Source organism: Pseudomonas sp. ZY71 (assembly GCF_036542145.1).
GTDB lineage: Bacteria > Pseudomonadota > Gammaproteobacteria > Pseudomonadales > Pseudomonadaceae > Aquipseudomonas > Aquipseudomonas koreensis_A.
Window position 1 is genome coordinate 3,019,220 of sequence record NZ_CP144274.1, and the last position, 23,209, is coordinate 3,042,428.

At 58.6% G+C, this 23,209-nt stretch carries 20 protein-coding genes; 7 read left to right on the forward strand and 13 right to left on the reverse strand.

The window, feature by feature from the left end:
* Positions 1–36: 36 nt before the first annotated feature.
* Positions 37–558, reverse strand: coding sequence for a lactoylglutathione lyase (gene gloA, locus VY732_RS13435; protein WP_038368197.1), 522 nt, complete (start codon positions 556–558; stop codon positions 37–39).
* 139 nt (positions 559–697) lie between these two features.
* Here gloA and VY732_RS13440 point away from each other — a divergent pair, with 139 nt between their 5' ends.
* Positions 698–1,216: a DUF4946 domain-containing protein gene (locus VY732_RS13440; protein ID WP_137217865.1), complete on the forward strand. Its 519-nt coding sequence runs from the start codon at positions 698–700 to the stop codon at positions 1,214–1,216.
* 218 nt (positions 1,217–1,434) lie between these two features.
* Here VY732_RS13440 and VY732_RS13445 read toward each other — a convergent pair whose 3' ends face one another.
* The 3 genes from VY732_RS13445 to VY732_RS13455 all read right to left on the reverse strand — a co-directional run bounded on the left by VY732_RS13445 (position 1,435) and on the right by VY732_RS13455 (position 4,558).
* A complete protein-coding gene (locus tag VY732_RS13445; protein WP_077573093.1) occupies positions 1,435–1,800 on the reverse strand; it encodes a histone-like nucleoid-structuring protein, MvaT/MvaU family in 366 nt (121 codons plus the stop codon).
* A 234-nt stretch (positions 1,801–2,034) separates the two neighbouring features.
* Positions 2,035–3,570 (reverse strand): cyclic diguanylate phosphodiesterase, encoded by a 1,536-nt coding sequence (locus tag VY732_RS13450; protein ID WP_331695656.1) that lies wholly within the window; start codon positions 3,568–3,570, stop codon positions 2,035–2,037.
* Between the two features lie 118 nt (positions 3,571–3,688).
* Positions 3,689–4,558 carry a LysR family transcriptional regulator gene (locus VY732_RS13455; protein ID WP_331695657.1) on the reverse strand — a complete coding sequence of 290 codons (870 nt, stop codon included), beginning with the start codon at positions 4,556–4,558 and terminating at the stop codon, positions 3,689–3,691.
* Positions 4,559–4,636: 78 nt separating this feature from the next.
* Between VY732_RS13455 and VY732_RS13460 the strand changes: the two genes are divergently transcribed.
* Together VY732_RS13460 and hppD are read left to right on the forward strand one after the other, a co-directional pair.
* Positions 4,637–5,584, forward strand: coding sequence for a DMT family transporter (locus VY732_RS13460; protein WP_331695658.1), 948 nt, complete (start codon positions 4,637–4,639; stop codon positions 5,582–5,584).
* A 245-nt stretch (positions 5,585–5,829) separates the two neighbouring features.
* Positions 5,830–6,906 (forward strand): 4-hydroxyphenylpyruvate dioxygenase, encoded by a 1,077-nt coding sequence (gene hppD, locus VY732_RS13465; RefSeq protein ID WP_007912211.1) that lies wholly within the window; start codon positions 5,830–5,832, stop codon positions 6,904–6,906.
* Positions 6,907–7,083: 177 nt separating this feature from the next.
* On the opposite strand, the gene rarD is transcribed toward hppD, so the two are convergent.
* From rarD to VY732_RS13480, 3 genes are all read right to left on the reverse strand, one after another.
* Complete coding sequence (gene rarD / locus VY732_RS13470; protein WP_331695659.1) at positions 7,084–7,965, reverse strand: EamA family transporter RarD; 882 nt, start codon at positions 7,963–7,965, stop codon at positions 7,084–7,086.
* 294 nt (positions 7,966–8,259) lie between these two features.
* Entirely contained in the window at positions 8,260–9,273 is a 1,014-nt protein-coding gene (locus tag VY732_RS13475) for an aldo/keto reductase (RefSeq protein WP_331695660.1), read from the reverse strand.
* A 382-nt stretch (positions 9,274–9,655) separates the two neighbouring features.
* Positions 9,656–10,966, reverse strand: a complete 1,311-nt coding sequence (locus VY732_RS13480) for an MFS transporter (protein WP_331695661.1) — start codon at positions 10,964–10,966, stop codon at positions 9,656–9,658.
* Positions 10,967–11,137: 171 nt separating this feature from the next.
* Between VY732_RS13480 and VY732_RS13485 the strand changes: the two genes are divergently transcribed.
* The 3 genes from VY732_RS13485 (at position 11,138) to VY732_RS13495 (ending at position 15,442) form a co-directional block, all read left to right on the forward strand.
* Positions 11,138–12,256 (forward strand): sugar diacid recognition domain-containing protein, encoded by a 1,119-nt coding sequence (locus VY732_RS13485; protein WP_077573087.1) that lies wholly within the window; start codon positions 11,138–11,140, stop codon positions 12,254–12,256.
* 217 nt (positions 12,257–12,473) lie between these two features.
* Positions 12,474–13,616 (forward strand): glycerate kinase, encoded by a 1,143-nt coding sequence (locus VY732_RS13490; RefSeq protein WP_116028975.1) that lies wholly within the window; start codon positions 12,474–12,476, stop codon positions 13,614–13,616.
* Positions 13,617–13,816: 200 nt separating this feature from the next.
* A complete protein-coding gene (locus tag VY732_RS13495) occupies positions 13,817–15,442 on the forward strand; it encodes a methyl-accepting chemotaxis protein (RefSeq protein ID WP_331695662.1) in 1,626 nt (541 codons plus the stop codon).
* A gap of 69 nt (positions 15,443–15,511) precedes the next feature.
* Here the strand turns inward: VY732_RS13495 and VY732_RS13500 are convergent, their stop codons facing one another.
* Positions 15,512–16,243: a hypothetical protein gene (locus tag VY732_RS13500; protein ID WP_331695663.1), complete on the reverse strand. Its 732-nt coding sequence runs from the start codon at positions 16,241–16,243 to the stop codon at positions 15,512–15,514.
* A 231-nt stretch (positions 16,244–16,474) separates the two neighbouring features.
* Between VY732_RS13500 and VY732_RS13505 the strand changes: the two genes are divergently transcribed.
* Positions 16,475–17,662 carry a pyridoxal phosphate-dependent aminotransferase gene (locus VY732_RS13505; RefSeq protein WP_331695664.1) on the forward strand — a complete coding sequence of 396 codons (1,188 nt, stop codon included), beginning with the start codon at positions 16,475–16,477 and terminating at the stop codon, positions 17,660–17,662.
* Positions 17,663–17,803: 141 nt separating this feature from the next.
* Here the strand turns inward: VY732_RS13505 and VY732_RS13510 are convergent, their stop codons facing one another.
* The 5 genes from VY732_RS13510 to VY732_RS13530 all read right to left on the reverse strand — a co-directional run bounded on the left by VY732_RS13510 (position 17,804) and on the right by VY732_RS13530 (position 23,138).
* Positions 17,804–18,781: a 2-hydroxyacid dehydrogenase gene (locus VY732_RS13510; RefSeq protein ID WP_331695665.1), complete on the reverse strand. Its 978-nt coding sequence runs from the start codon at positions 18,779–18,781 to the stop codon at positions 17,804–17,806.
* A gap of 13 nt (positions 18,782–18,794) precedes the next feature.
* On the reverse strand, positions 18,795–20,093 hold the full coding sequence (locus tag VY732_RS13515) for an MFS transporter (protein ID WP_331695666.1): 1,299 nt from the start codon (positions 20,091–20,093) through the stop codon (positions 18,795–18,797).
* A 109-nt stretch (positions 20,094–20,202) separates the two neighbouring features.
* Entirely contained in the window at positions 20,203–21,180 is a 978-nt protein-coding gene (locus VY732_RS13520; RefSeq protein WP_331695667.1) for a sugar kinase, read from the reverse strand.
* Positions 21,173–21,955 carry a sugar phosphate isomerase/epimerase family protein gene (locus VY732_RS13525; RefSeq protein ID WP_077573080.1) on the reverse strand — a complete coding sequence of 261 codons (783 nt, stop codon included), beginning with the start codon at positions 21,953–21,955 and terminating at the stop codon, positions 21,173–21,175. Before VY732_RS13525 ends, VY732_RS13520 begins: the two co-directional genes overlap by 8 nt.
* 151 nt (positions 21,956–22,106) lie before the next feature.
* On the reverse strand, positions 22,107–23,138 hold the full coding sequence (locus VY732_RS13530) for a LacI family DNA-binding transcriptional regulator (protein WP_331695668.1): 1,032 nt from the start codon (positions 23,136–23,138) through the stop codon (positions 22,107–22,109).
* Positions 23,139–23,209 lie beyond the last annotated feature (71 nt).

Here is a 23,209-nt window from a genome sequence, read left to right on the forward strand (position 1 = left end):
TCTGGGAGAGGGTTAGGGTGAGGGGCTTTTCAGCTTTTACAGCGGCGCAGGCTGAATGATCTCGACCCAGTAACCATCTGGATCCTTGATGAAGGCCAGGCTTTTCATACGACCATCGGTCAGGCGCTTCTGAAAGTCGCAACCCAGCTCTTCAAAGCGTGCGCACGCTGCCACGATATCCGGAACCGAAATGCAGATATGGCCAAAACCACGCGGATCGGTATTGCCATTGTGATAGGCGAAATCGGCGTCGTTCTCAGTACCGTGGTTGTGAGTCAATTCCAGAATGCCTGGAATCGACTTCATCCACTCGGTGCGAGCAGCGGCGTCGGCCGGGATCTGTGCCTTGTCGACCAGTGCGAGGAAGTACAGGCTGAATTCCGCTTCCGGGAAGTCACGCTTCTCGACCAGCGAAAAACCCAGCACGCGGGTGTAGAAGTCCAGGGATTTGCTGATGTCTTTGACACGCAACATGGTGTGGTTGAAAACGAAGTTTCGGGTTGCGCTGTCTGGCGTAGCGGTAACGCCGGGGAAAGTGTTGAGTTCGTGCAGGCTCATGGGCCCTCCAATAACTATGGGCGAGTGAATGGGCGCAATGATACGCATGCCTGTCGGCATCGCCAAATGAAAGGGCAGACTTGCCCTGCGTGCGGGCGAGCCTCAGACTTTACCGCTCAATCTGCGAGTGCGTCCGGCAATGATCCGACTGTTCAAATCCGTGTTTGTTTTTTCTTTATTGTCGCTTGTGGCGGTGTGCGCGTCAGCGGACGAGCCGAGCATCACCTGGCCGGCCGGTTGGCAAGTCGAGGCGCTGCCTGAGTCATCTCCACAGGTTTCCCGTCAGCGGGCGGTCAAGAACGACGCTGATGGCAATCAGGTGATGGTGATGGAATTGACCATGACTCAGGTTGAGGAAGGTCATCAGGTCAATCTGCAAGGCGTGCTGCTGGAAATGCGCAAGTCGATACAGAAGGATTTCTTCCAGACCGGCTACCAAAGTGTCTGCAACAAAGTGCATCCGGCCACGCTGGGTACTTTGTCAGCACTGGAAACCACTTGCACGATCACCGAAAACGGTCGGCATGTGTTGTCGCAAACCTTGGTCGCGGCGGTCGAGGCGGACAAGGCTTATGTTCTTTCCTACGCCGGACAGGCAGAGGTTTATAAGGCGAGCGCAGACGAGATAGTGGCGGTGAGAAACAGCTTGAAACTTTAAGTCGCTGTACTCTTCATGGCTTGATTAGATACCCGAAGGGATTAAGCACAAAGTTTAACGCAGGGCTGCGATCGCAACATTGCGCAGCAAAATGTTTAGCGGGCTGACTCAGCAACGTTACAGAAAAGTCGAAAATTGTTAGATGAAATTCATTTCATTTGTTAGATATTGTCAATAAAAAAGCCCTGCATCATGCAGGGCTTTTTTTTGGCGTCGGATTAACCGCGCAACCAGGAATCAACGGTGGCTGCACCGTATTGTTCCTTCCAGGCTTTCAGGCCACGGTGGTTGCCGCCCTTGGTTTCGATCAGTTCACCGGTGTGCGGGTTGTGATAAACCTTGACCACACGAGCGCGGCGGGTTTTAGGCGCTGCAGAGGTCTGCAGACCGGATTTTGCCGGGTTCGGATCGAGAATGGCGATGATGTCTTTCAGGCCTTTGCCGTAGTGTTTCATCAGCCCCTGGAGCTTTTCTTCGAATTCGATTTCTTTCTTGAGCCCGGCATCGTTCTTCAGCGATTCCAGCTGCTTGAGCTGTTCCTGAAGGGCCTTTTCAGCTGCACGAAATTCAGCGAGTCTGGACAATATCTTTACTCCAATAGTGTATTTGGCTGATACCAACCGCAAACAAAGCTGTAAGCCAAGAGCCTTGAAGCGACTCGGTGATAAATGGCTCACCTGCCAATCTTGCTCAGGTTGAAAAAATTGTAGTAGTTAATGCGCCAAGAGTAAATCCTGATGTTGTCTTCATGTAACAACAGCGGTCTTTTGTATCAATTTGGTGCGCCTGATCGGGACGCCCGTCTTAATCCGGCTTAGTTAATGATGAGTTAATGCGCTGATGAAGTCCGCCGCCGGCATCGGTTTGCCGAACAGGTAGCCTTGCAGAAAGTTGACGTGATGTGCGGTCAGATAATCGGCTTGCGCCTGGGTTTCGACACCTTCGGCAACAATACCCAAATCAAGCTTGGCCGACAGTTCGATAATGGTATCGAGAATGTGTCGGGACAGCGCATCAATGCCGATCATGGCGACAAAACTCTGATCGATCTTGAGGAAATCCACATTGAATTTGCGCAAGTAGCCGAGGCTAGAGTGGCCGGTACCGAAGTCGTCAATCGCGATCTTCACGCCCAGCGCGTGCAGTTGCTCGAACAGTTTCCGGGTAATGTCGGTCGGCTCGATCAATTCGCGCTCGGTCAGCTCCAACACCAGGCTGATGCTGTCGGGCGCGAACGCGGCGAGAAACGTTCGGCAGTCCTCCACCAGTTCCAGGTCCTCGCAATGGCTCGCGGTGATATTGATGCCGATATGAAACGGCGGGGTAAACGTTGAGGACAGCGGCCCCAGCAGCGCTGCGGTTTGTTGCATCAGTGCGCGAGTCATCGGCACGATCAACCCCGAATGCTCGGCGAACGGAATAAACAGATCCGGGCGCACCAGACCTTCTTTGGGGTGAGTCCAGCGCATCAACACTTCGGCCCCCGACCATGCCTTACTGTCGCCATGCACCACGGGCTGAAAGTAAGGAATGAACTCGCCGGCCTCCAACGCGCGGAGCATCTCGTGGCTCGGTGAAGTGGAGCGCTTCTGTAAAACATGGCCGATGGCCCCCGACACCACGCCAAAAAAGATCAACAGACTGAACAGCGGCGGATATTCATCGGCCATGTAGCGCCAGGTTTCGCCCTCGGGAAACCCCGCAGAAACGCTGAACGCATAACGCGAAGAATCCAGTGTGTGTTGTGCTATCGGCAACGCGGGGAGGGCGCCAGTGTGTACTTTGCCGTCGGCCGACAGCCAGTTTTCGCCCACTTGCAATACCAGCAGCATGTGCCGACCGATCAGACGCAACATGTTGCTTAGATGGTAACCGTCCAGTGTTGTCAGGGCACCGCCGCGACCCTCGCTGAGCCGATAGACCAGCAGAGCGGTGTTGGGTGTCACCGGGTTGCCATTCATCAGCCACAACTTGCCCTGGTTGTAGTCGCCCGCGTTGACGGCTTCTTTATAGTCGCCAAACAACGAGCTGCAATAGAGATTGTCGTCCCACACCAGATTGGTCGAGCGCACGAACGGGCGGCGGGTTACTTGTTCGCGTAAAGCGAGTTTGACGTTCTCACACGTCTGGCCGGCCAGTGGCAGTAATTCACGGGCTGCCTGGGCGGTGTTGTCGAGCATCAATTCGAACTGGCGCAACGCCTCTTCGGCAGTCTGTTGTGAACCCTGTTCCAGCGTGCGTTCGGCCTGCATATAGAGAATCGCGCTGCCCAGCAGCACCGGAAGTAAACCGCAGAGCAGTGTAAATACGATGCGGGTGCTGCGCTTGCGGCGGGGTCTGACGGTTAACGGCATGGGCGCATCCTGTCGCGGTGGAGTGGGGCTCTCGAGTGCAGGCCGGGTAACGGCGCGCCGCTGAAAAACACATCAGTCAGAGGGGAGGATAGATGGCAGAAGGCGCTTGCGCCGGTCATCAATACGTCATCCGCGTCGCCAATTCGATAAACGCCAGAGTGGCGGGGGTGGCTTGGCGCTGATCGAGGACGGCAAGTCCAATCTCACGCTGCACGGCGGGCAACAACGGCTTCTTCACGTAACGAGGTGAGCCGCCGTCCGGCAAAGACCCTTCGGCAACAATCGTGATGGCATCGCCACGGCTGACCGTGTCGAGAGTGCTGAGCAGTTGCGAGCAGCGATAGCGAATGTTCGGTTGCAAGCGCGCGGCCATGAACAGCCGCGACACCAGTTCAGAAGAGCCGGCCTCAGTGAGCACGAAAGGGGTGTCGCACAAGTCCTTGAGGCTCAACGCCGACCGTGCTGTCAGCGGATGGCTCACTGGGAGCAGGGCAACCATCTGGTCTTCGATCAGGGCAAACGTGTCGAAGCGCTCTTCGGGCAACACCACAAAACCGATGTCGATCCGCCGCTCCTCCAGCCATTGCGTCACTTGTCGATCCGGGCCTTCATCGATGTGCACTTCGATGCCCGGATGCGCTTCTCGATAGCGTCGCAGGATATTGGGCAGCAGTTTGATCGACGAGGTTGGCCCGAACGAGCCGATGCGCAAGGTGCCGCTTTTCATCCCGCGAGCATCGGCGGCCTCCTGGCGCAAAGTGTTGGCCAGACCGAGCATGGCGCGGGCGCGCAGCAACAATTGCTCGCCGATATCGCTGAGTTCCACTGGCGACTGATGTCGACGCAGCAGTTCAACACCCAGTTCCTGCTCCAGCGACTTCATTGCGTGGGACACCGCCGACTGCGAAATCCCCAGCCGATGGGCCGCGAGGGTGAAACCGCGCAGTTCGGCGACCAGCGAGAAAATCTCCAGTTGCGTGAGGGTCATGAGTGTTTGCTCATTTTACGATGATGGGGAATGAGGTGAATGATACGGCAATCCTCAAGTTCTTAGGTCTGGAGCGTTATGCGCAACGTCGAGCCGCTGTACACAACATCGTCGGATATCCCCGTTTACCTGACACTGGCGGTGGTGACCATGATCTGGGGCGGGACCTTTGTCGCCGGACGTTTCCTGGCCGGCAGCCTGAGTCCGATGTTCGCCGCCAGCCTGCGCTTCCTGCTCGCCAGTGCGGCGTTGCTCGGCTTTTTGTGGCTGGCGCGGATCCCCTTGGTGCGGCCGAGCCCACGGCAATGGCTGCAACTGCTGCTGTTGGGGTTCTTCGGAATTTTCTTCTACAACCTGTGCTTCTTTTACGGTCTGCACTACATCAACGCCTCGCGCGCCTCGTTGATCGTCGCGTTAAATCCGGCGGTGATCGGCTTGGCCTCATGGTGGTTGTTCAAGGAACGCCTGGGCCGGATGAAAACCGCCGGTATCGCCACCTGTATTGCCGGCGCCGGTCTGGTAATTGTCAGTCGCAATCCGCAATTACTGGCTGCAACGCCGGATGCATGGATCGGTGATCTGTTGATTCTCGGCTGTGTGTTGGGTTGGGGTGTTTACTCGTTGTTTTCCCGTGAATTGAATCAAACACTGGGGCCGGTGCAGACCGTGACGTACTCGATCCTGATCGGCACGCTGATGTTGTGGATTCTGGCGGCCGTACGCGGCGAGCTGAGCTGGCAGGCGCTGGATAACCTCGGCCTGCCGCAATGGCTGAGCCTGATCTACCTCGGCGTCCTCGGCTCGGCGCTGGCCTACATCGGCTATTACGATGGCATTCGTAAAATCGGCGCGACGCGTAGCGGCGTGTTTATCGCTTTGAACCCGTTGACGGCGGTCATCCTTGGCGCGCTGCTGCTGGGCGAGCAACTGACGCCGACCATGTGTCTGGGCGGTGCGCTGATCCTGGGCGGCATCTACCTGTGCAACAAACCCCTTGCAGCGGGCGCAAAAAAGCGGATTTTATAGGGAGGGCAGACAAGCCTATTTACGCTGTGTAGAATCGGGTTACGCATACAATAATAATCGTCTTCTGGCAGCAGAAGCCTCGCCCGCAAGAGCCTTGGGTCGACAATGAAGATATTCGGGTTTCAACTGATCTACGGTGACTTCCTCGCCCGCAGTGTGCGTGGCATCTCCTGCGCGCCACCCACCGACCTCCCATGACTGACAAATAACCCTGGTTAATTGATAAGAAATGATGAGGCGCCACCATGGCAGATTTATACGAAAACCCAATGGGCCTGATGGGCTTTGAATTCATCGAGCTCGCATCGCCGGTGCCGGGCACCCTGGAGCCGATCTTCGAGATCATGGGCTTCACCAAAGTCGCGACCCACCGCTCCAAGAACGTGCACCTGTATCGTCAGGGTGCGATCAATCTGATCCTCAACAACGAACCCAACAGCGTCGCGTCGTACTTCGCCGCCGAGCACGGTCCGTCCGTTTGCGGCATGGCGTTCCGCGTCAAGGATTCGCAAAAAGCCTACAACCGCGCACTGGAACTCGGCGCCCAGCCGATCCACATCGAAACCGGCCCGATGGAGCTGAACCTGCCGGCGATCAAAGGCATTGGCGGCGCGCCGCTGTACCTGATCGACCGTTTCGGCGAAGGCAGCTCGATCTACGACATCGACTTCGTGTTTATCGAAGGCGTTGATCGCAACCCGGTCGGTGCCGGCCTGAAGATCATCGACCACCTGACGCACAACGTGTATCGCGGTCGCATGGCCTACTGGGCGAACTTCTACGAGAAGCTGTTCAACTTCCGCGAGATCCGTTACTTCGATATCAAGGGCGAATACACCGGCCTGACCTCGAAAGCGATGACCGCACCGGACGGCATGATCCGCATCCCGTTGAACGAAGAGTCGTCCAAAGGCGCGGGCCAGATCGAAGAGTTCCTGATGCAGTTCAACGGCGAGGGCATCCAGCACGTCGCGTTCCTCACCGACGACCTGATCAAGACCTGGGATCAACTGAAGAAGATCGGCATGCGCTTCATGACCGCGCCGCCGGACACCTACTACGAAATGCTCGAAGGCCGTCTGCCGAACCACGGCGAGCCGGTTGATCAGCTGCAATCGCGCGGCATCCTGCTCGACGGCGCCTCGGAACAGGGCGACAAGCGTCTGCTGCTGCAGATCTTCTCGGAAACCCTGATGGGCCCGGTGTTCTTCGAATTCATCCAGCGCAAAGGCGATGATGGTTTCGGCGAGGGCAACTTCAAGGCCCTGTTCGAATCGATCGAGCGTGATCAGGTGCGTCGTGGTGTGCTCGCTACCGAGTAATCCGCAACTGAAATGAAAAAATCCCGGCCTGCAGCGATGCAGAGCCGGGATTTTTTTGCTTCATACAAAACCTGTGGGAGCGAGCCTGCTCGCGAATACGTCCGTTCAATCAGCAACGATGTTGAGTGAAAGATCGCATTCGCGAGCAGGCTCGCTCCCACATTTTCGTAGTTGCAGTCAGGGGCGGCGTTGCCGCATCAGGTGCTTGAAGCCTTCGAAGACCAGCACCACAACCGCCAGCCAGATCGGAATGTACGTCAGCCACTCCCCGGACTTGATGCTCTCACCGAGCAACAACGCCACACCGAGCAGCAACACCGGCTCAACATAACTCAACAAGCCAAACAGACTGAACGGCAGCAAACGGCTGGCAATGATGTACACCACCAACGCCGACGCACTGATCAGGCCGAGCAACGGAATCAGCCACAGCAACCCCGGGTACTGATCGAACACGCCGAAACCTTGCTCGCCACCCTGCACAAACCACCAGGCGACGGGCAGCATCAGCGTCATGTCGACCCACAAGCCGCCCAGATTGTCAGTCTTCAGGTATTTGCGCAGCACGAAGTACAACGGGTAGCCAACCACGACCACCAGTGTCGCCCAGGAAAATCCGCCAACCTGATACAGCTCGTTCAACACCCCCAAAGTGGCGAAGAACACCGCAACCTTTTGCAGGTACGACAGGCTCTCGCCGTAGACAATCCGCCCGGTCAGGACCATCGCCAGCGGCAGAAGGAAATAGCCCAGGGAGACGTCGAGGCTGTAGCCGTTGAGCGGCGCCCACATGAACAACCATAGCTGCACACCGAGCAGGGCGGCCGAGACGGTCAGCCCGGCGATCAGTTTTGGCTTTGCCGCAACCACGCGAATCAACTCCAGCACCCGCCGCCATTCTCCGGACACCAGCATGAACACGGTCATGCACGGCACGGTCAGCAGCATCCGCCAGCCGAAAATCTCTACGCCACTCAACGGTGTGAGCAGCGAAGTGTAGTAATACATGACGGCAAACAGCACCGAGGCTGAAACCGATAGAGCGATACCTTTAGACAAGCTGTCCTCGCGGGTTGATGGTCAAACGGGGCGCGAAGGATACGTGGTTTTTGTGCTGAATATTGGCCGAGTGATCAATATTCCCCACACAAGCCCCTCACCCTAACCCTCCCGAAACGTCGGACCGCCCTGAGGGAGAGGGGACTGACCTGGGATGCTTCACGATATTCAGCGACGTGAAATATCGAGTCGATTATGGATTCACTACGAAAGTTTCAGGCAAAAGCGTAGCCTCAATATCCCCCAATCGGCTCCCTCTCCCTCTGGGAGAGGGCTAGGGTGAGGGCAGGGATCTCAAGCCGAACGCGGTTTACGCCCAGACACAAAATGGCTTACATCATTGAACCCCGGTGTCGATGAATGCCCCGGTGTCACCAGCGAGTCGATAAACACTTCATCCTCCGCCGTGATCTTCACCGTCTGCGCTTTGCTGTAGGCATCCCATTGCGCCTCAGTGCGCGGTCCGACAATCGCCGACGTCACGGCACTGTTGTTCAACACCCAGGCAATCGCAAACTCAACTATCCCGACGCCGCGCTGCTCGGTGTATTGCTGAATCTGCTGGGCAATGCGCAGCGATTCCACGCGCCATTCGGTTTCCAGAATGCGCTTGTCCTGACGCCCGGCGCGGCTGTTGGCGTCAGGTGTCGCGTCCGGCGCGTACTTGCCACTGAGCACGCCACGGGCCAGCGGACTGTAAGGCACCACGCCAAGGCCATAGGTTTGCGCCGCCGTAATCTGTTCGGTCTCGGCCTGACGGTTGACGATGTTGTACAACGGCTGACTGATCACCGGGCGATCAACGCCAAGGTTGTCGGCGATGCGAATCACCTCGGCAATCCGCCAGCCGCGATAGTTCGACAAGCCCCAGTAGCGAATCTTGCCCTGACGAATCAGATCGCCAATCGCCGACACGCTCACTTCCAGCGGCGTGTTGTGGTCTTCGCGGTGCAGGTAATAGATGTCGAGATAGTCAGTACCGAGCCGGGTCAGGCTGGCATCGATGCCATTGAAGATATGCTTGCGGCTCAGCCCGCTGCGGTTCGGCACATCGTCCACCGGGCCGAAACCGACCTTGGTCGCCAGCACCCACTCATGCCGATGACGGGCAATCGCTTCACCGACGATCTCTTCGGAACGGCCGTTGGTGTAGACGTCGGCGGTGTCGATGAAATTGATCCCCTGATCCCAGGCCTTGTTGATGATGCGCAGCGAATCATCTGCGCTGGTCTGCTCGCCAAACATCATCGTGCCGAGGGTGAGGGTGGACACCTGCAAGCCCGAGTGACCGAGTGTGCGAAAGCTCATGCCGAAATCCTTTTGTCGGTGGGAAAGGGTTAATCAAATACCAGAACCGTGCAATGCGGCAAAGTGAATTATTGGCTAAACACAGCCCTCACCCTAACCCTCTCCCGGAGGGAGAGGGGACCGACCGAGGTGTTTGAAAGAGGTACGCCGACGTGCAATACCGAGTCGAGCTCAAGTCTTGAAGAACACCAAAATCGGTTCCCTTCTCCCGAGTCGAACTCAAATCTTGAAAAACACGGCAATCGGCTCCCTTTCCCCCTCGCCCCCTTGGGGGAGAGGGCTGGGGTGAGGGGGAAAAAATCTACAGGACACCACAAAACCCAAGCCGAACCCCCAATAAAAAACGACCCTGAAAAGGGCCGTTCTCCTGTGCATCAAAAACTCAAACCCGCAACGTCCGCGTCATGCGCAACGCCAGCAAACTCCCGCCAACAATCACCCCCGCCAGCAGATACAACGCCGCATCCGTCGACCCCGTGCTGTCCTTGACCCAACCCACCAGGTACGGGCTAAGGAACCCAGCCATCTGCCCCATCGAGTTGATCAACGCCAGCCCACCGGCCGCAGCACCGGCACTCAACATCGCCGTCGGCACCGGCCAGAACATCGGCAGACCCGTCAACGCGCCCATCGTGGCAATGGTCAGACCGAGAATCGCAATCGCCGGGTTAGCCGCGAAATTCACCGCGATCACCAGACCGATCGCGCCCATCAGCATCGGCACCACCAAGTGCCAGCGGCGCTCCTTGCGCAAGTCCGCCGAGCGCCCGACTACCAGCATGAACACAGCTGCCAGCAGATACGGAATCGCACTCAGCCAACCGATCACCAGGTTATCGCTAAAGCCAAGGTTCTTGATGATCGACGGCAGCCAGAAGTTGATCGCGTATACACCGCTCTGGATGCAGAAATAGATCAGGCCGAACGCCCAGATCGCCGGGTTCTTGAACACCGCCAGCAGCGAGTCGGAGGTGGTTTTCGGTTTGTTCGCCAGGTCTTCAGCCTGATCCGCCTCAAGCACCGCACGCTCATGCGGGCTCAGCCATTTGGCGTTGGCGAAACTGTCGCTCAGGAGGAAATAGGCAAGGGCACCGAGGATCACCGTCGGAATGCCTTGCAGTAGAAACATCCACTGCCAGCCGGCCAAACCACCCTGGCCCGCGGCGAAGTGATTGAGAATCCAGCCAGAGAACGGGCTGCCGAGCAATCCGGAAACCGGGATCGCCGACATGAACAACGCCATGATCCGGCCACGGCGGAAGGTCGGGAACCACTGCGAGAGGTACAGCACGACGCCCGGGAAGAACCCGGCTTCGGCCGCACCGGTGAACAGGCGCAGGGTGTAGAACTCGGTCGGGGTGGTGACGAACAGCAGGCAGGTCGACAACGTACCCCAGGTGATCATCATCACGGCGATCCAGCGCCGTGGGCCGAATTTGGTCAGGGCCAGGTTGCTCGGCACGCCGCACAGCACGTAGCCGATGAAGAAGATACCGGCACCGAGGCCGTACACGGTTTCGCTGAATTTCAGTGCATCGAGCATCTGCAGTTTGGCAAATCCAACGTTGACCCGGTCGAGGTAGTTGAACAAGTAGCAGATGAAAATGAAGGGGATCAAACGCAGGGTGATGCGTTTGTAGACGGCGTTTTTATCGTCATCGATGGTCTGGGTAGCTGCGGCGCTCTGCGACATAGCGGCTCTCTCTTTATTATGATTTTTTGCGATGCAAAGGGTAACGTTGATCGCCCCGAGAGTCTCGGTCACCTTTGGCCGGATTGTCTTTGTGCCTGAGCACAGGGTTTGCCGCCAGACCCTGTGCGGGTGAACAACCGACTGCCGCGTTATTCAAGGATCTTGCCCATCATGTTTGAACTCGATCACGACCTCGCCCAGGACATCGTCGACCGGGCCATGGCCATTTTGCCCTACAACGTCAACGTCATGGACAGCCAGGGGCTGATCCTCGGCAGCGGTGAACCGGAGCGCATCAACACCCGCCACGAAGGTGCGCAACTGGTGTTGGCCAATGGGCGCGTGGTGGAGATCGACGCGCAGACCGCTGTGCATTTGAAAGGCGTGCAACCGGGGATCAACCTGCCGCTGTTGCTCGATCAGCGCTTGATCGGTGTGCTCGGCATTACCGGCGAACCGGAGCAGTTGCGCACTTACGCCGAACTGGTGCGCATGACCGCCGAAATGCTCGTCGGCCAGCGCAATCAGCAGGCCGAGCAGCAATGGCGTCGCCAGCGTTGTGATGATTTGCTGGCATTGCTGTTGAGCGAGGCAGGGGACTCGCCGCGTCTGGTCGATGAGGCGCAGCAACTTGGGCTTAAACCGCAATTGACGCGGGTGCCGTATCTGTTTGAGCTGGGACTTGAACATGGGCCGGGGCAAACCGTCGAGGCGCTGAGTGCCTGGCTGATCTCGCGTTATCCCGATAGCTGGTGCGTGAGTTCGGCGAAGTCGTCACTGCTGTGGTGTCGGCCGGCGAGTCAGCAGGTCGAGCATGATCGCCTGCTGGAAAAACTCGATGGCCTGGGCTGGAAGATTCTGCGCATCGCCGTGGGCGGGCAGGCCGATGGACTGGTGGGGTTGCGCCGTTGTTATCGGCGCGTCGGTGATTTGCTCGCCTATGGCCGGGAAGTGTTGCCGAACTCACGGCTGCTGACGTTGAACCGCTATCGGTTGCCGGTGATGTTGTGGCGGCACCGCAATGACGACGCACTGGACGAATTGCTCAAGCCGCTGCGCAAAGTGATCGCCAAGGACGGCAACGGCCAATTGCTGGCGACGCTGCGCAGTTGGTGCGAGCACGATGGCCAGAGTCAGGCCTGTGCCGATGCGTTGGGGATTCATCGCAACAGTTTGCGGTATCGGATGGAGCGGATTGCCGAGTTGAGTGGGGTTGATCCGCTCAGGCTGGATGGGATGTTGGCGCTGTATCTGGGGGTGCAGTTGCTGCCGCAGACTGATCCGAATTGATTGGGCGCCTTCAAAGACGCCATCGCGAGCAGGCTCACTCCTACATTTGGAATGCATTCCCCTGTAGGAGTGAGCCTGCTCGCGATGGCGGCGGTACATTCACCGCAGAGCCTTTTGTGAAAATGAACAATAAACGCCCCCGCCACTTGTGCAGCGGACAGGCGTCAATACGCAGGCCGACTGGCAGCATGAAGGGCATTGCAACCGGAGAATTCCCATGAAGATCGTCATCGCCCCCGACTCGTTCAAGGACAGCCTCAGTGCCCAAGGCGTCGCCGAAGCCATTGCCCTCGGCCTCGCTCAGGTCTGGCCGCAGGCAACGATGGTCAAATGCCCGATGGCCGACGGCGGCGAAGGCACGGTCGAGTCGATCCTCGCCGCGTGCGAAGGCGAACTTCGCCGCACTCGTGTGCGTGGCCCGTTGGGCGCGTCGGTCGACGCGGCGTGGGGCTGGTTGCCACACAACCACACGGCAATCATCGAAATGGCCGAGGCCAGCGGCCTGCAATTGGTGCCGCTCAGCCAACGCGATGCCTGCATCAGCAGCACCTTCGGTACCGGTGAATTGATTCGCGCAGCGCTGGATGCCGGCGCGCAACGGGTCATTCTGGCGATTGGCGGCAGTGCGACCAACGATGGTGGCGCCGGAGCGATGCAGGCGTTGGGCGTGAAGTTGCTCGATGCGCAGCATCAATCGCTGGTGCCCGGCGGTCTGGCGTTGGCGCAACTGGCGCAGCTGGACCTGAGTGAACTCGACCCGCGTCTGGCGCAGGTGCGCTTCGATATCGCTGCTGATGTGAACAACCCGCTGTGCGGCCCGCACGGTGCCTCGGCGATTTTCGGTCCGCAAAAAGGCGCCTCGCCGGCGCAGGTGCAGCAACTCGATCAGGCGTTGGGGCACTTCGCCGAACTCTGCGCGCGAGCGTTGGGCAAAGACGTTCGTGACGAACCGGGCAGCGGCGCGGCGGGTGGTTTGGGGTTCGCGGCCAAGGCATTCCTTGGAGCACAATTTCAAGCCGGGGTTGAAGTGGTTGCCGAACTGGTCGGCCTCGCCGAAGCCGTTAAAGGCGCCGACCTGGTAATCACCGGGGAAGGGCGATTCGATGCCCAGACCTTGCGCGGCAAGACGCCGTTCGGCGTCGCGCGGATTGCCAAGCAACACGATGTGCCGGTGATTGTCATTGCCGGGACATTGGGTGAGGGTTACCAGGCACTCTACGATCACGGCATCGATGCGGCATTTGCCGTGACCAGCGGGCCGATGACGCTGGAGCAGGCCTGCGCCGAGGCTCCGCGATTGTTGCGCGAACGCGCGACCGACATTGCCCGCGTCTGGCAGATGGCGAAACACAACGTGTGAAACAGGTCCACAGGGTGTTTCAATCTTGTAACACCCTGAAAAATAATTGCGCTTGACCCGCAATCTTCCTAAAGCCTGGCCGATACAGCTAACAGGCGCGCAGATAACTTCCTAAAACAGTGACGCCGGACTGAGCCCGCCCCCACGGGCCAGTGATGACGCATGGACGCTCGTAGTTTCTATCTTTCGAGAGCTCAACTATGTCCCTGCGTAACCTCAATATCGCGCCCCGTGCCTTCCTCGGTTTTGCCTTTATCGCCTTGCTGGTGATCGTGCTCGGCGTGTTCGCCGTCAATCGCATGACCACCATCCGTCAGGCCTCCATAGACATGGATACCAACCAACTGCCAAGCGTTACGTACCTTGGCGTGGTAACCGAAAACGTTCTGCGCCTGCGGATTCTGTCGTTCCGGATTCTGGTCAACCGCGACCCTGCGGGTCTGCAAGAGGCGCAAACACGCATTGGCGTGCTGGTGGACAAGGTACGCGGTGCTCAGGCGAGTTATGCCGCGCTGCCTGCAGAGGCCGATGAGCGTGCCTTGTATCAGGCTTTCGCGACGACGCTCGACAACTACTTGCAAGCGCAAAATCAGATGATGGACCTGTCGCGCCAGGACAAAGTCGATGAAATGCGCACTCTGATCAACACGCGAATCAAGGACGGCACCGATCAGATGGGCGAGCAGCTCAACAAACTCATTGCGATCAACGCGGCTGACGCGAAAGCCGCTTCCAGTCAGGCCGGCGAACATTACGACAGCGCGATTACCGGCATTATCATCGTGTCGGTATTTGCAGCGCTGGCCACCGTGTTGCTGGCCTGGCTGCTGACGCGCAGCATCGTCACGCCGCTGAACCGTGCAGTGCAGGCCGCGCAAACCATTGCTGACGGCAACCTCACCAAAGTCATCGAAATCGATGGCAAGGATGAAGCGACGCAGTTGCTGCAGGCGCTCGCCACCATGCAGACCAACCTGCGCAAAACCATCGAGCAGATTGCCGGTTCCGCCACGCAACTGGGCGCTGCTGCCGAAGAACTCAGCGCGGTGACCGAAGAAGCCTCCCGTGGCCTGCAGCAGCAGAACAATGAAATCGAACAAGCCGCCACCGCCGTCAACGAGATGACCGCCGCCGTCGAAGAGGTCGCGCGCAACGCCGTGTCGACCTCCGAAGCCTCGAACCAGTCGACCCACGCCGCCCGCGAAGGTCGCGACCAAGTGGTGAAAACCGTCGACGCGATCCAGACCATGACCCACGACGTGCAGAACACCGCGCACATGATCGAAGGCCTCGCCGCGCAGGGCCGCGACATCGGCAAAGTCCTCGACGTGATCCGCGCCATCGCCGAACAGACCAACCTGCTGGCGCTCAACGCAGCGATCGAAGCCGCCCGCGCCGGTGAAGCCGGACGTGGTTTTGCCGTGGTCGCAGACGAAGTGCGGGCACTGGCCCATCGCACCGCGCAGTCGACTCAGGAAATCGAAAAAATGGTCGCCGGTATCCAGAACGGCACCGGCGAAGCGGTTTCGTCGATGCAGCAAAGCAACCAGCGCACCCAAACTACCCTGGAAATGGCCCGTGCGGCCGGCGTGGCGCTGGAGCAGATCACCCAGTCGATCCACCAGATCAACGAGCGCAACCTGGTGATTGCCAGCGCCTCGGAAGAACAGGCGCAAGTCTCGCGCGAGGTCGACCGCAACCTGGTCAACATCCGCGATCTGGCCACGCAATCGGCCGCCGGGGCTAACCAGACCAGCGCCGCAACCCACGAACTGTCGCGTCTGGCGGTGGATTTGAACGCGATGGTGGCGCGTTTCGTGATTTGAGAAAAATGGAATTGTCTGAAGTGGGCTGAAACAGATTATTGCTTCAGCCCGTTTTGACAAATCGCTGTTTCAAGGAAGGTGTACATGAATACTCACGAAGGCTGAGAACGGACCGTAATTTCCTGCGCGATCCTTGGTTCTGTAAAAAGCAAGTTTATTGCCGGAGCCATGCGCACGGATAATCTCGCCACTCAGTTTAATAACAGTAGGTGAGTTCGAGTCATGCACCGTTGTAATGATGACAGGACTATTCGTAAATGAGCCATAGTGAAATTCGATAATGTCGCAGGCTCGTTGCAGCAGATAGCGGGGAATGATTCCCAGAACTTCATCATCGTTTTCGTCTAGATACTTCTGTGTAATCCCGTTACGGATGACCTCTGGCGGAAACTGTACGATTTCTCCAGGATTGCCGAAATTTGGAGCTGTTTTATCGATCGTAAAAGGCGTGTTCTCTGACGGCGCTGGATTCCCTGCTGTATTCACTATGTATGAAACCTCGTGTACGCCTTCCTGTTGCAGGTATTGCTCGAGGATATAGACTGAAAATGGAAAAAGCCCTGGATCAATAGGCGTCGTGAAAGAAACTTCTTCCACTCTGGTCCCGTTTAAAAGCAGCGTCAATTTTACGGGTACGCTAACTGGATGATCTGAATCCGCCCATTTCTGAATCACTATTTGCAGGGATGCTGCCAACGCGCTCAATGGCAACAAGTTAATTTGACTGCCAGGGAAGTTTACTAACGCGGCGGGGATTTCCGGTGGGGCCAGTTCGAGAATTTCTTTATTAAGATTTGTCATTGTTTAACGCTCCGTTGTTTCGATAAGAAAGACCTGCAAATGTTTCCGCAGGCTAATTTAGGGGGCGTTCTTGAAATTGGTCTACTGTCAACTCTGACAGGTAGGCGTCCGACCGGAAATCGAGCACAGTACGAAGTTTCTCTTCAAATCCATCTTGCGGATAAAACGGCTGGCGCGTTTCGTGATTTGAGATACGGTGAAGGCTGGAGACCGCGCAATCAGGAGACGTACATGCGCTATTCAGCCTTGACCCAACGAATCGCCGGAGAAGGAGCCGCCGCCTGGCAGATTCACGACCGAGCGCTGGAGTTGCGCGCCGAGGGTGTCGATATCCTGCTGCTGAGCATCGGCGATCCGGATTTCGACACACCTCTGCCAATTGTCCACGGCGCGATCGACAGCTTGTTGGCCGGCGATACCCATTATTCCGATGTGCGTGGCCGTTTGGCGCTGCGCACGCTGATTGCCGAACGCCATCGTCGGCGCAGCGGTCAAACAGTCGATGCTGACCATGTGATCGTCATGCCCGGCGCGCAATGCGCGGTGTATTCAGTGGCGCAATGCTTGCTGGATCCGGGCGATGAAGTGATTGTTGCCGAACCGATGTATGTCACCTACGAAGGCGTGTTTGGCGCTTGCGGCGCGACGGTGGTGCCGGTGCCGGTGCGCCCGGAAAACGGCTTTCGCGTCGACCCGGTCGATGTCGCTGCGCGCATTACGCCGAAAACCCGCGCCATGCTGTTGAACAGTCCGAACAATCCCAGCGGCGCGAGTCTGTCACTGCTGATCTGGCAGGAGCTGGCGGCGTTATGCGTACGGCATGACTTGTGGCTGATCAGCGACGAGGTCTACAGCGACTTGCTGTACGAGGGGCAGCACGTCAGTCCGGCGAGTCTGCCGGGCATGGCTGAGCGCACTGCGACGATCAACAGCCTGTCGAAATCCCACGCCATGACCGGCTGGCGCATTGGCTGGATGATCGGGCCGAAATCGCTGGCCGAGCATTTGGTCAATTTGTCGCTGAGCATGTTGTTCGGCCTGCCGGACTTTGTCCAGAAGGCCGCAGAGATTGCGTTGCAGTCAGACCTGCCGGAAGTGACGCAGATGCGCGAGGAATATCGCCTGCGCCGGGATCTGGTCTGCGAGCGTTTGAATGGTTGTCCGGGGCTGTACCCGATTCGCCCCGGCGGCGGCATGTTTGTGATGGTCGATGTGCGCCAAACCGGTTTGGGCGCTCAGGCGTTTGCCGAGCAGTTGCTGGAGGGCTATGGGGTTTCGGTCCTCGCCGGTGAGGCGTTCGGGCCGAGTGCGGCGGGGCATATCAGGATTGGTTTGGTGTTGGATCGGGTGAAACTGGCGGATGCTTGTGCACGGATTGCGTTGTGTGCGGCGCAGTTGTTACAAGCGCGCAGTGCCTGATGGTTTTGCAGCGCCGTTACTGGCCTCATCGCGAGCAGGCTCACTCCTACAATGATTTGAGGTGTACACAAACTCAGTGTTCACCCGGACCCTTGTAGGAGTGAGCCTGCTCGCGATAGCTATTTAACAGGCAATAAAATCTCAGCCCTGCCAAGCCAATGGATTCACCAGATTCGCCGGTTTCTCCCCACTCAACGCCGTCAACAGATTCTCCACCGCACAGCGCGCCATCGCCTCGCGCGTCTCATGCGTCGCCGAACCCATGTGCGGCGTCGCCACCACATTACTAAGCTGCAACAACGGCGAGTCATGCTGCAACGGTTCACGCTCAAACACATCCAGTCCCGCCGCCCGAATCCGCTGATGACGCAGCGCATCGATCATCGCCGCCTCATCGACCACCTTGCCCCGCGAGATATTGATGAAGATGCTTTCCGGGCGCATCAGCGCGAACTGCTCGGCGCCGATCAAGCCTTCGGTCTGCGCCGTCAGCGGCAAGGTCAGGCAAATGAAATCGGCCTGCTTGAGCAAGTCTTCAAGGCTGCGATAGTGCGCATCGAAACGCGCCTCGACCGCCGGTTTGCGCGACTGGCTGTGATAGAGCACCGGCATGCCGAAACCGAAATGCCCACGCTGCGCCAACGCCTCGCCGATACGGCCCATGCCGATAATCCCCAGCGTCTTGCCATGCACATCGGTGCCGAAATGCGCCGGGCCGATATTGCGACTCCATTGGCCGCTGCGCACCATGTTCGCCAGTTCGACCACACGCCGCGCGGCGGCGAGAATCAGGGCGAAACCGGTGTCTGCGGTGGTTTCGGTGAGCACGTCCGGGGTGTTGCTCAGCAAGATCTTGCGCTGACTCAGGTAATCGATGTCGTAGTTATCGACGCCGACTGAGACGCTGGCGATGGCTTCGAGTTGCGGCGCCAGATCGAGCAGCGCGGCATCGAGCTTCAGGCTGGCGCCGAGCAAGCCGTGGGCACGGGGCAGGGCATCGCGCAGTTGCATGAGGCCGTCGGCGTCGAGGCTATTGATCAGCGTCACTTCGCACTGTTCTTGCAGACGCGCCATCAGCGCGGGCGAAAGTTTCTTGTACAACACGACCTGTTTTTTCATGGCAAAAGTCTCTTCAGGAATGCGCTGGCACGGCACGCGTGGCAACGGCTTTGGCAACGACGCGATCACTGGCGCCGGGCTTGAGAAAAATCGTCAGCACCACCGACAGCAGCAACGCGCCGCTCATCAGCAGATACGACGCGCCGGGCGAACCGGTGGAGCTGTTCAAATAACCGACCAGATACGAGCCGCCGAACGAGCCGAGTGCGCCCATGCTGTTGATCAGTGCCATCGCGCCACCGGCAACGTTGGCCGGGAGAATTTCCGGGACGATGGCAAAAAACGGCCCGTAGGGCGCGTACATGCAGGCGCCGGCAATCACCAGCAGCGTGTACGACCACCAGAAATGTTCAGCGCCCAATGCGTAAGAACCGTAAAACGCGATGGAAGCGATCAGCAGCGGCGGCCAGACAAAGCGTTTGCGCTTCTGCAACTTGTCCGAACCCCACGACACCAAAAGCATGCCGATCACGGCCGCTAGATACGGCAGCGCCGACAGCCAGCCGGCCTCGATCATGTCCATTTGCGCGCCAGCCTTGAGAATCGACGGCAGCCACAGCACGAAGCCGTAGACGCCGATGCTCCAGCAGAAAAACTGCAGCGCGAGAATGATCACTTTCGGCGAACGGAACGCCTCGGCGTAGTTTTTCACCGCTTTGATGCCGACCTGTTCGGCGGCCAGTGCGCTTTCCAGATCCTGTTTTTCCTGGTCGCTGAGCCACTTGGCCTGCGCCGGACGATCATCAGCCAGACGCCACCAGATAAATGCCCACAACACCGCCGGCAAACCTTCGATGATGAACATCCAGCGCCAGCTGAAATGCTGCACCAGATACCCCGAAACCACCGACATCCACAGCATCGTCACCGGGTTGCCGAGGATCAGAAAAGTGTTGGCCCGCGAGCGTTCGGCACGGGTGAACCAGTGGCACAGATAGACCAACATTGCCGGCATTACGGCCGCTTCAACCACGCCGAGCATGAAGCGGATGACGATCAGCCAATAGGCGTTGGAGACCACGCCGGTCAACGTGGCGAGACCGCCCCAGAGAATCAGGCTGACAAAAATCAGCTTCTTCACGCTGTGTTTTTGCGCGTAGATCGCACCCGGTACCTGGAAGAAGAAGTAACCGAGGAAGAACAGCGCACCGAGCAGCGATGACAGGCCTGGAGTGATCATCAGGTCGGCGGCCATCCCGGAGGCGGCGGCGAAGCCGTAGTTGGCGCGATCGAGATACGCCAGGCTGTAGGTGATGAACACGATGGGCATGATGTACCACCAGCGGCGGGTGGCGAGGGTTACGGTTTTCATGGGTGTTGCTCCTGAGCTTGTTGTTTTTGTCGCAGCAGGTTCAATTATTTGCAGTGACTAGGCGGGCCTCTTCGCGAGCAGGCTCGCTCCTACAGTGGATTTTCTGAGCTCACATAACCCCTGTGGGAGCGAGCCTGCTCGCGAAGGCGGCCTGAAACTCAACCGATAACTCCTGGCGGGTAGGCAACCCTTCCATATCCCCGCGACTCTGAACCGCCCGACTGCCAATCCAGTTCGCGCGCTGCACCGCCTCGGCAAAACTCTGGTGCTCCAGCAGGGCACTGATCATCCCCACCGCGAAGCCATCACCGGCACCGACCGTATCGACGACATTGGCCACCGGCACGCCGGCGACAAAACCCTGATCCAGGTGCGTGCGGTAATAAGCGCCTTGCGGCCCAAGCTTGATCGCCACCGCCTCAGCGCCCTGATCGAGATAAAACGCGGCAATGTCGGCCGGGTCTTCGAAACCGGTGAGCAAACGACCTTCACTCAGCCCCGGCAGCACCCAATGGGCAAGGCCGGCGAGGCGGTTGATCTCGCGGATCATTTCGTCTTCACTGGCCCACAGGCTCGGGCGCAGATTGGGGTCGAACGACACGCTGCGCCCGGCGTTGCGCATACGGGTCATGAGTTCGAAAGACATCTCCCGCGCCGAGGCGGACAACGCCGGAGGAATGCCGGTGGCGTGCAGATGCCGCGCGCTGAGCAGGCTGGCGTTGATCGACTGCGGCGACAGATGACTGGCCGCCGAACCGCGACGGAAATACTCGACCTGCGGGTCGCTGCCATCGTCATTGCGCGATTTGAACTGGAAACCGGTCGGGTGCTGTTTATCGACGTCGACGTGACTGCAATCCAGACCTTCCTTGATCAAGGTCTCGACCACAAAACGCCCGAGCGAATCATTGCCGACCCGGCTCAGCCACGCGACGTTGAAACCCAGCCGCGATAGTCCGATCGCGACATTACTGTCCGCTCCGGCAATACGTTTGTGGAAGTGCTCGACCGAGGCCAGATCACCGGTCTGCTCGGCGACCAGCATCGCCATGGTTTCGCCGAACGAAAGAATATCGATCTCAGACATGAGCAGGCTCCAGGCGGGATTGGCCGAGGCGGGCGAGGGCGGCGACATGCTCGCTGGTCAGTTGCACCAGATCTTCGCCCTGCAACGGGTATTCGGCGGCGCGCATAACGCCTTGGGCCATGTGCCGCAACAGTTGTTCCCACAGATGCAAGTCACTGACCGCTGGCGGCACCGCCACCAGTTTGCCGTCGGCGCGACGGGCCACGGCTTTACAGTGGACATAACCGACATGCCGGCCAAGCAAGCGCGCGGCGCTGGCGGCGGACTGGTCCTGCCACTGCCAGTTGCCGATGTCGAAAGTCATTTTGATCGGCAGATTGTGCTGCTCAACCGCGGCGAAGAAACGCTGAAACGGTTCGATGCGCCCGCCATGCAAGGTCTGGTCGTTTTCCACCAGCAACTGCACCGGACTGTGCTGCAAGCGTTCGGCCAGGGCTTGCAGATCGTTGGTGTCGGTGAAATAGCCCAGCGACACTTTCAGCCATTTCGAACCAAAGGCTTCGGCCTGTTGCAGGGCGGTGATCAGTTCTGGATTGGGTTGTGCCTGACCGGCCAGCCACAGTTCGGTCGGTGAGGAATAGATGCTTAGCAAGCCCTGCGCCTGGGTGGCTTGAGCCAGTTGCGCAGGGTCTTCACGGGTCAGCAATTCTTCGCGCCATTCGATGCGATTGGCGCCGGCGGTGGCCAGCACATCGATGAAGGATCCTTGACCGCGCTGGCGCACAAGCTCGGCGCCGTAGCTGGACAGACTGATGGAAACGGCGGGTTTGTTCATTGTTATTGACCTCTGAAACCGGTTTCATTTTTGTTCAAAAAAATATCAGGTGTTTCTGTGTTGTTCTCTCGGGCGCTATCGCGAGCAGGCTCACTCCTACAGGGGAACGCATTCCAAATGTAGGAGTGAGCCTGCTCGCGATAGCGTCAGCTCAAACAACGCTAATCCCCAGGGTCGACCCACGCTCAACCAGCACCGGCGCAAAATCCACCACCCGCGCCACCTCATCATCATCCCCACGCAAGCGCTTGAGCAAACACTCAAACGCCCGCGCGCCTATCTCCTGCGTCGGCTGAGCCAGCGCGGTAATCCCGCTGCCCACCAGCGGATACCAATCCAGATCATCCAAGGCGATCAGCCCGACGTCCTCGAACAATCGGCAACCCATTTGGCGTAACGCAGTCGTCGCAGCCAGCGCCGCTACTCCATTGGCGCAAAACAGCGCTTTCGGACCATTACCGGGTGTGTTTAAAAAGGTTTGAAGTTGCGCGTTCAGATCATCTCCGGTTTCCAGCACCGCCCCGGTCAACCCCGAGCGCTGCGCAATCTGTGCCTGAAAACTGCTGACCCGCTCAATCCGCGAACTGGTGCCGTCATACGGTTCAGTCACCAGCACCAGATCCCGATAACCACGCTGCTCCAGATGCGCGAGCGCCATCTGCACCGCTTGCGGGTTGTGCAGCCCGACCATGTCGCTGTCCAGCCCGTCGACTTTGCGATCCACCAGCACCAGCGGCATCTCGCGACGCAGCTCATGCAGTTCATCACGGTGATGGCCCAGCGTGTTCACGATCAACCCTTCGATGTTGTACGAGCGCAACAGCGCCAGGTGCTGGCGTTCCTGCTCGTCATCGCGGTCGGTGTTGCACACCACCAGGCTATAGCCGTGCGCACGGCAAGCGGTTTCCACCCCGTGCATCACGGCAATCGAATAAGGGTTACGGATATCGGCCACCAGCATGCCGATCAGGCGTGTGCGCCCGCGTTTCAGACCGCGAGCCATCTGGTTGGGGCGGTAGCCGAGTTCGCTGATGGCCTGTTCGATGCGCAAGGCAATGGCATCGGAGAGCAGGGCGCGATCATCGCCGATGAAGCGCGAGACGCTGGCTTTGGACACCCCGGCGCGTTCGGCGACATCAAGCATGGTCACGCGGCTGCGCTGGGCGGCGGAGAAGTCGTTCACGGTCTGAAACCTTGTTATTGGATTTATAGGCTCAACGTCTGAATGCAGCGCTGAAACCGGTTTCAGGAAAC

Coding starts and splice junctions, on each gene's coding strand:
- gloA (WP_038368197.1), bottom strand. CDS start 558: ATGAGCCTGCACGAACTCAACACTTTCCCCGGCGTTACCGCTACGCCA.
- VY732_RS13440 (WP_137217865.1), top strand. CDS start 698: ATGATCCGACTGTTCAAATCCGTGTTTGTTTTTTCTTTATTGTCGCTT.
- VY732_RS13450 (WP_331695656.1), bottom strand. CDS start 3,570: ATGCCGTTAACCGTCAGACCCCGCCGCAAGCGCAGCACCCGCATCGTA.
- VY732_RS13455 (WP_331695657.1), bottom strand. CDS start 4,558: ATGACCCTCACGCAACTGGAGATTTTCTCGCTGGTCGCCGAACTGCGC.
- VY732_RS13460 (WP_331695658.1), top strand. CDS start 4,637: ATGCGCAACGTCGAGCCGCTGTACACAACATCGTCGGATATCCCCGTT.
- hppD (WP_007912211.1), top strand. CDS start 5,830: ATGGCAGATTTATACGAAAACCCAATGGGCCTGATGGGCTTTGAATTC.
- VY732_RS13475 (WP_331695660.1), bottom strand. CDS start 9,273: ATGAGCTTTCGCACACTCGGTCACTCGGGCTTGCAGGTGTCCACCCTC.
- VY732_RS13480 (WP_331695661.1), bottom strand. CDS start 10,966: ATGTCGCAGAGCGCCGCAGCTACCCAGACCATCGATGACGATAAAAAC.
- VY732_RS13485 (WP_077573087.1), top strand. CDS start 11,138: ATGTTTGAACTCGATCACGACCTCGCCCAGGACATCGTCGACCGGGCC.
- VY732_RS13490 (WP_116028975.1), top strand. CDS start 12,474: ATGAAGATCGTCATCGCCCCCGACTCGTTCAAGGACAGCCTCAGTGCC.
- VY732_RS13495 (WP_331695662.1), top strand. CDS start 13,817: ATGTCCCTGCGTAACCTCAATATCGCGCCCCGTGCCTTCCTCGGTTTT.
- VY732_RS13500 (WP_331695663.1), bottom strand. CDS start 16,243: ATGACAAATCTTAATAAAGAAATTCTCGAACTGGCCCCACCGGAAATC.
- VY732_RS13505 (WP_331695664.1), top strand. CDS start 16,475: ATGCGCTATTCAGCCTTGACCCAACGAATCGCCGGAGAAGGAGCCGCC.
- VY732_RS13510 (WP_331695665.1), bottom strand. CDS start 18,781: ATGAAAAAACAGGTCGTGTTGTACAAGAAACTTTCGCCCGCGCTGATG.
- VY732_RS13515 (WP_331695666.1), bottom strand. CDS start 20,093: ATGAAAACCGTAACCCTCGCCACCCGCCGCTGGTGGTACATCATGCCC.
- VY732_RS13520 (WP_331695667.1), bottom strand. CDS start 21,180: ATGTCTGAGATCGATATTCTTTCGTTCGGCGAAACCATGGCGATGCTG.
- VY732_RS13525 (WP_077573080.1), bottom strand. CDS start 21,955: ATGAACAAACCCGCCGTTTCCATCAGTCTGTCCAGCTACGGCGCCGAG.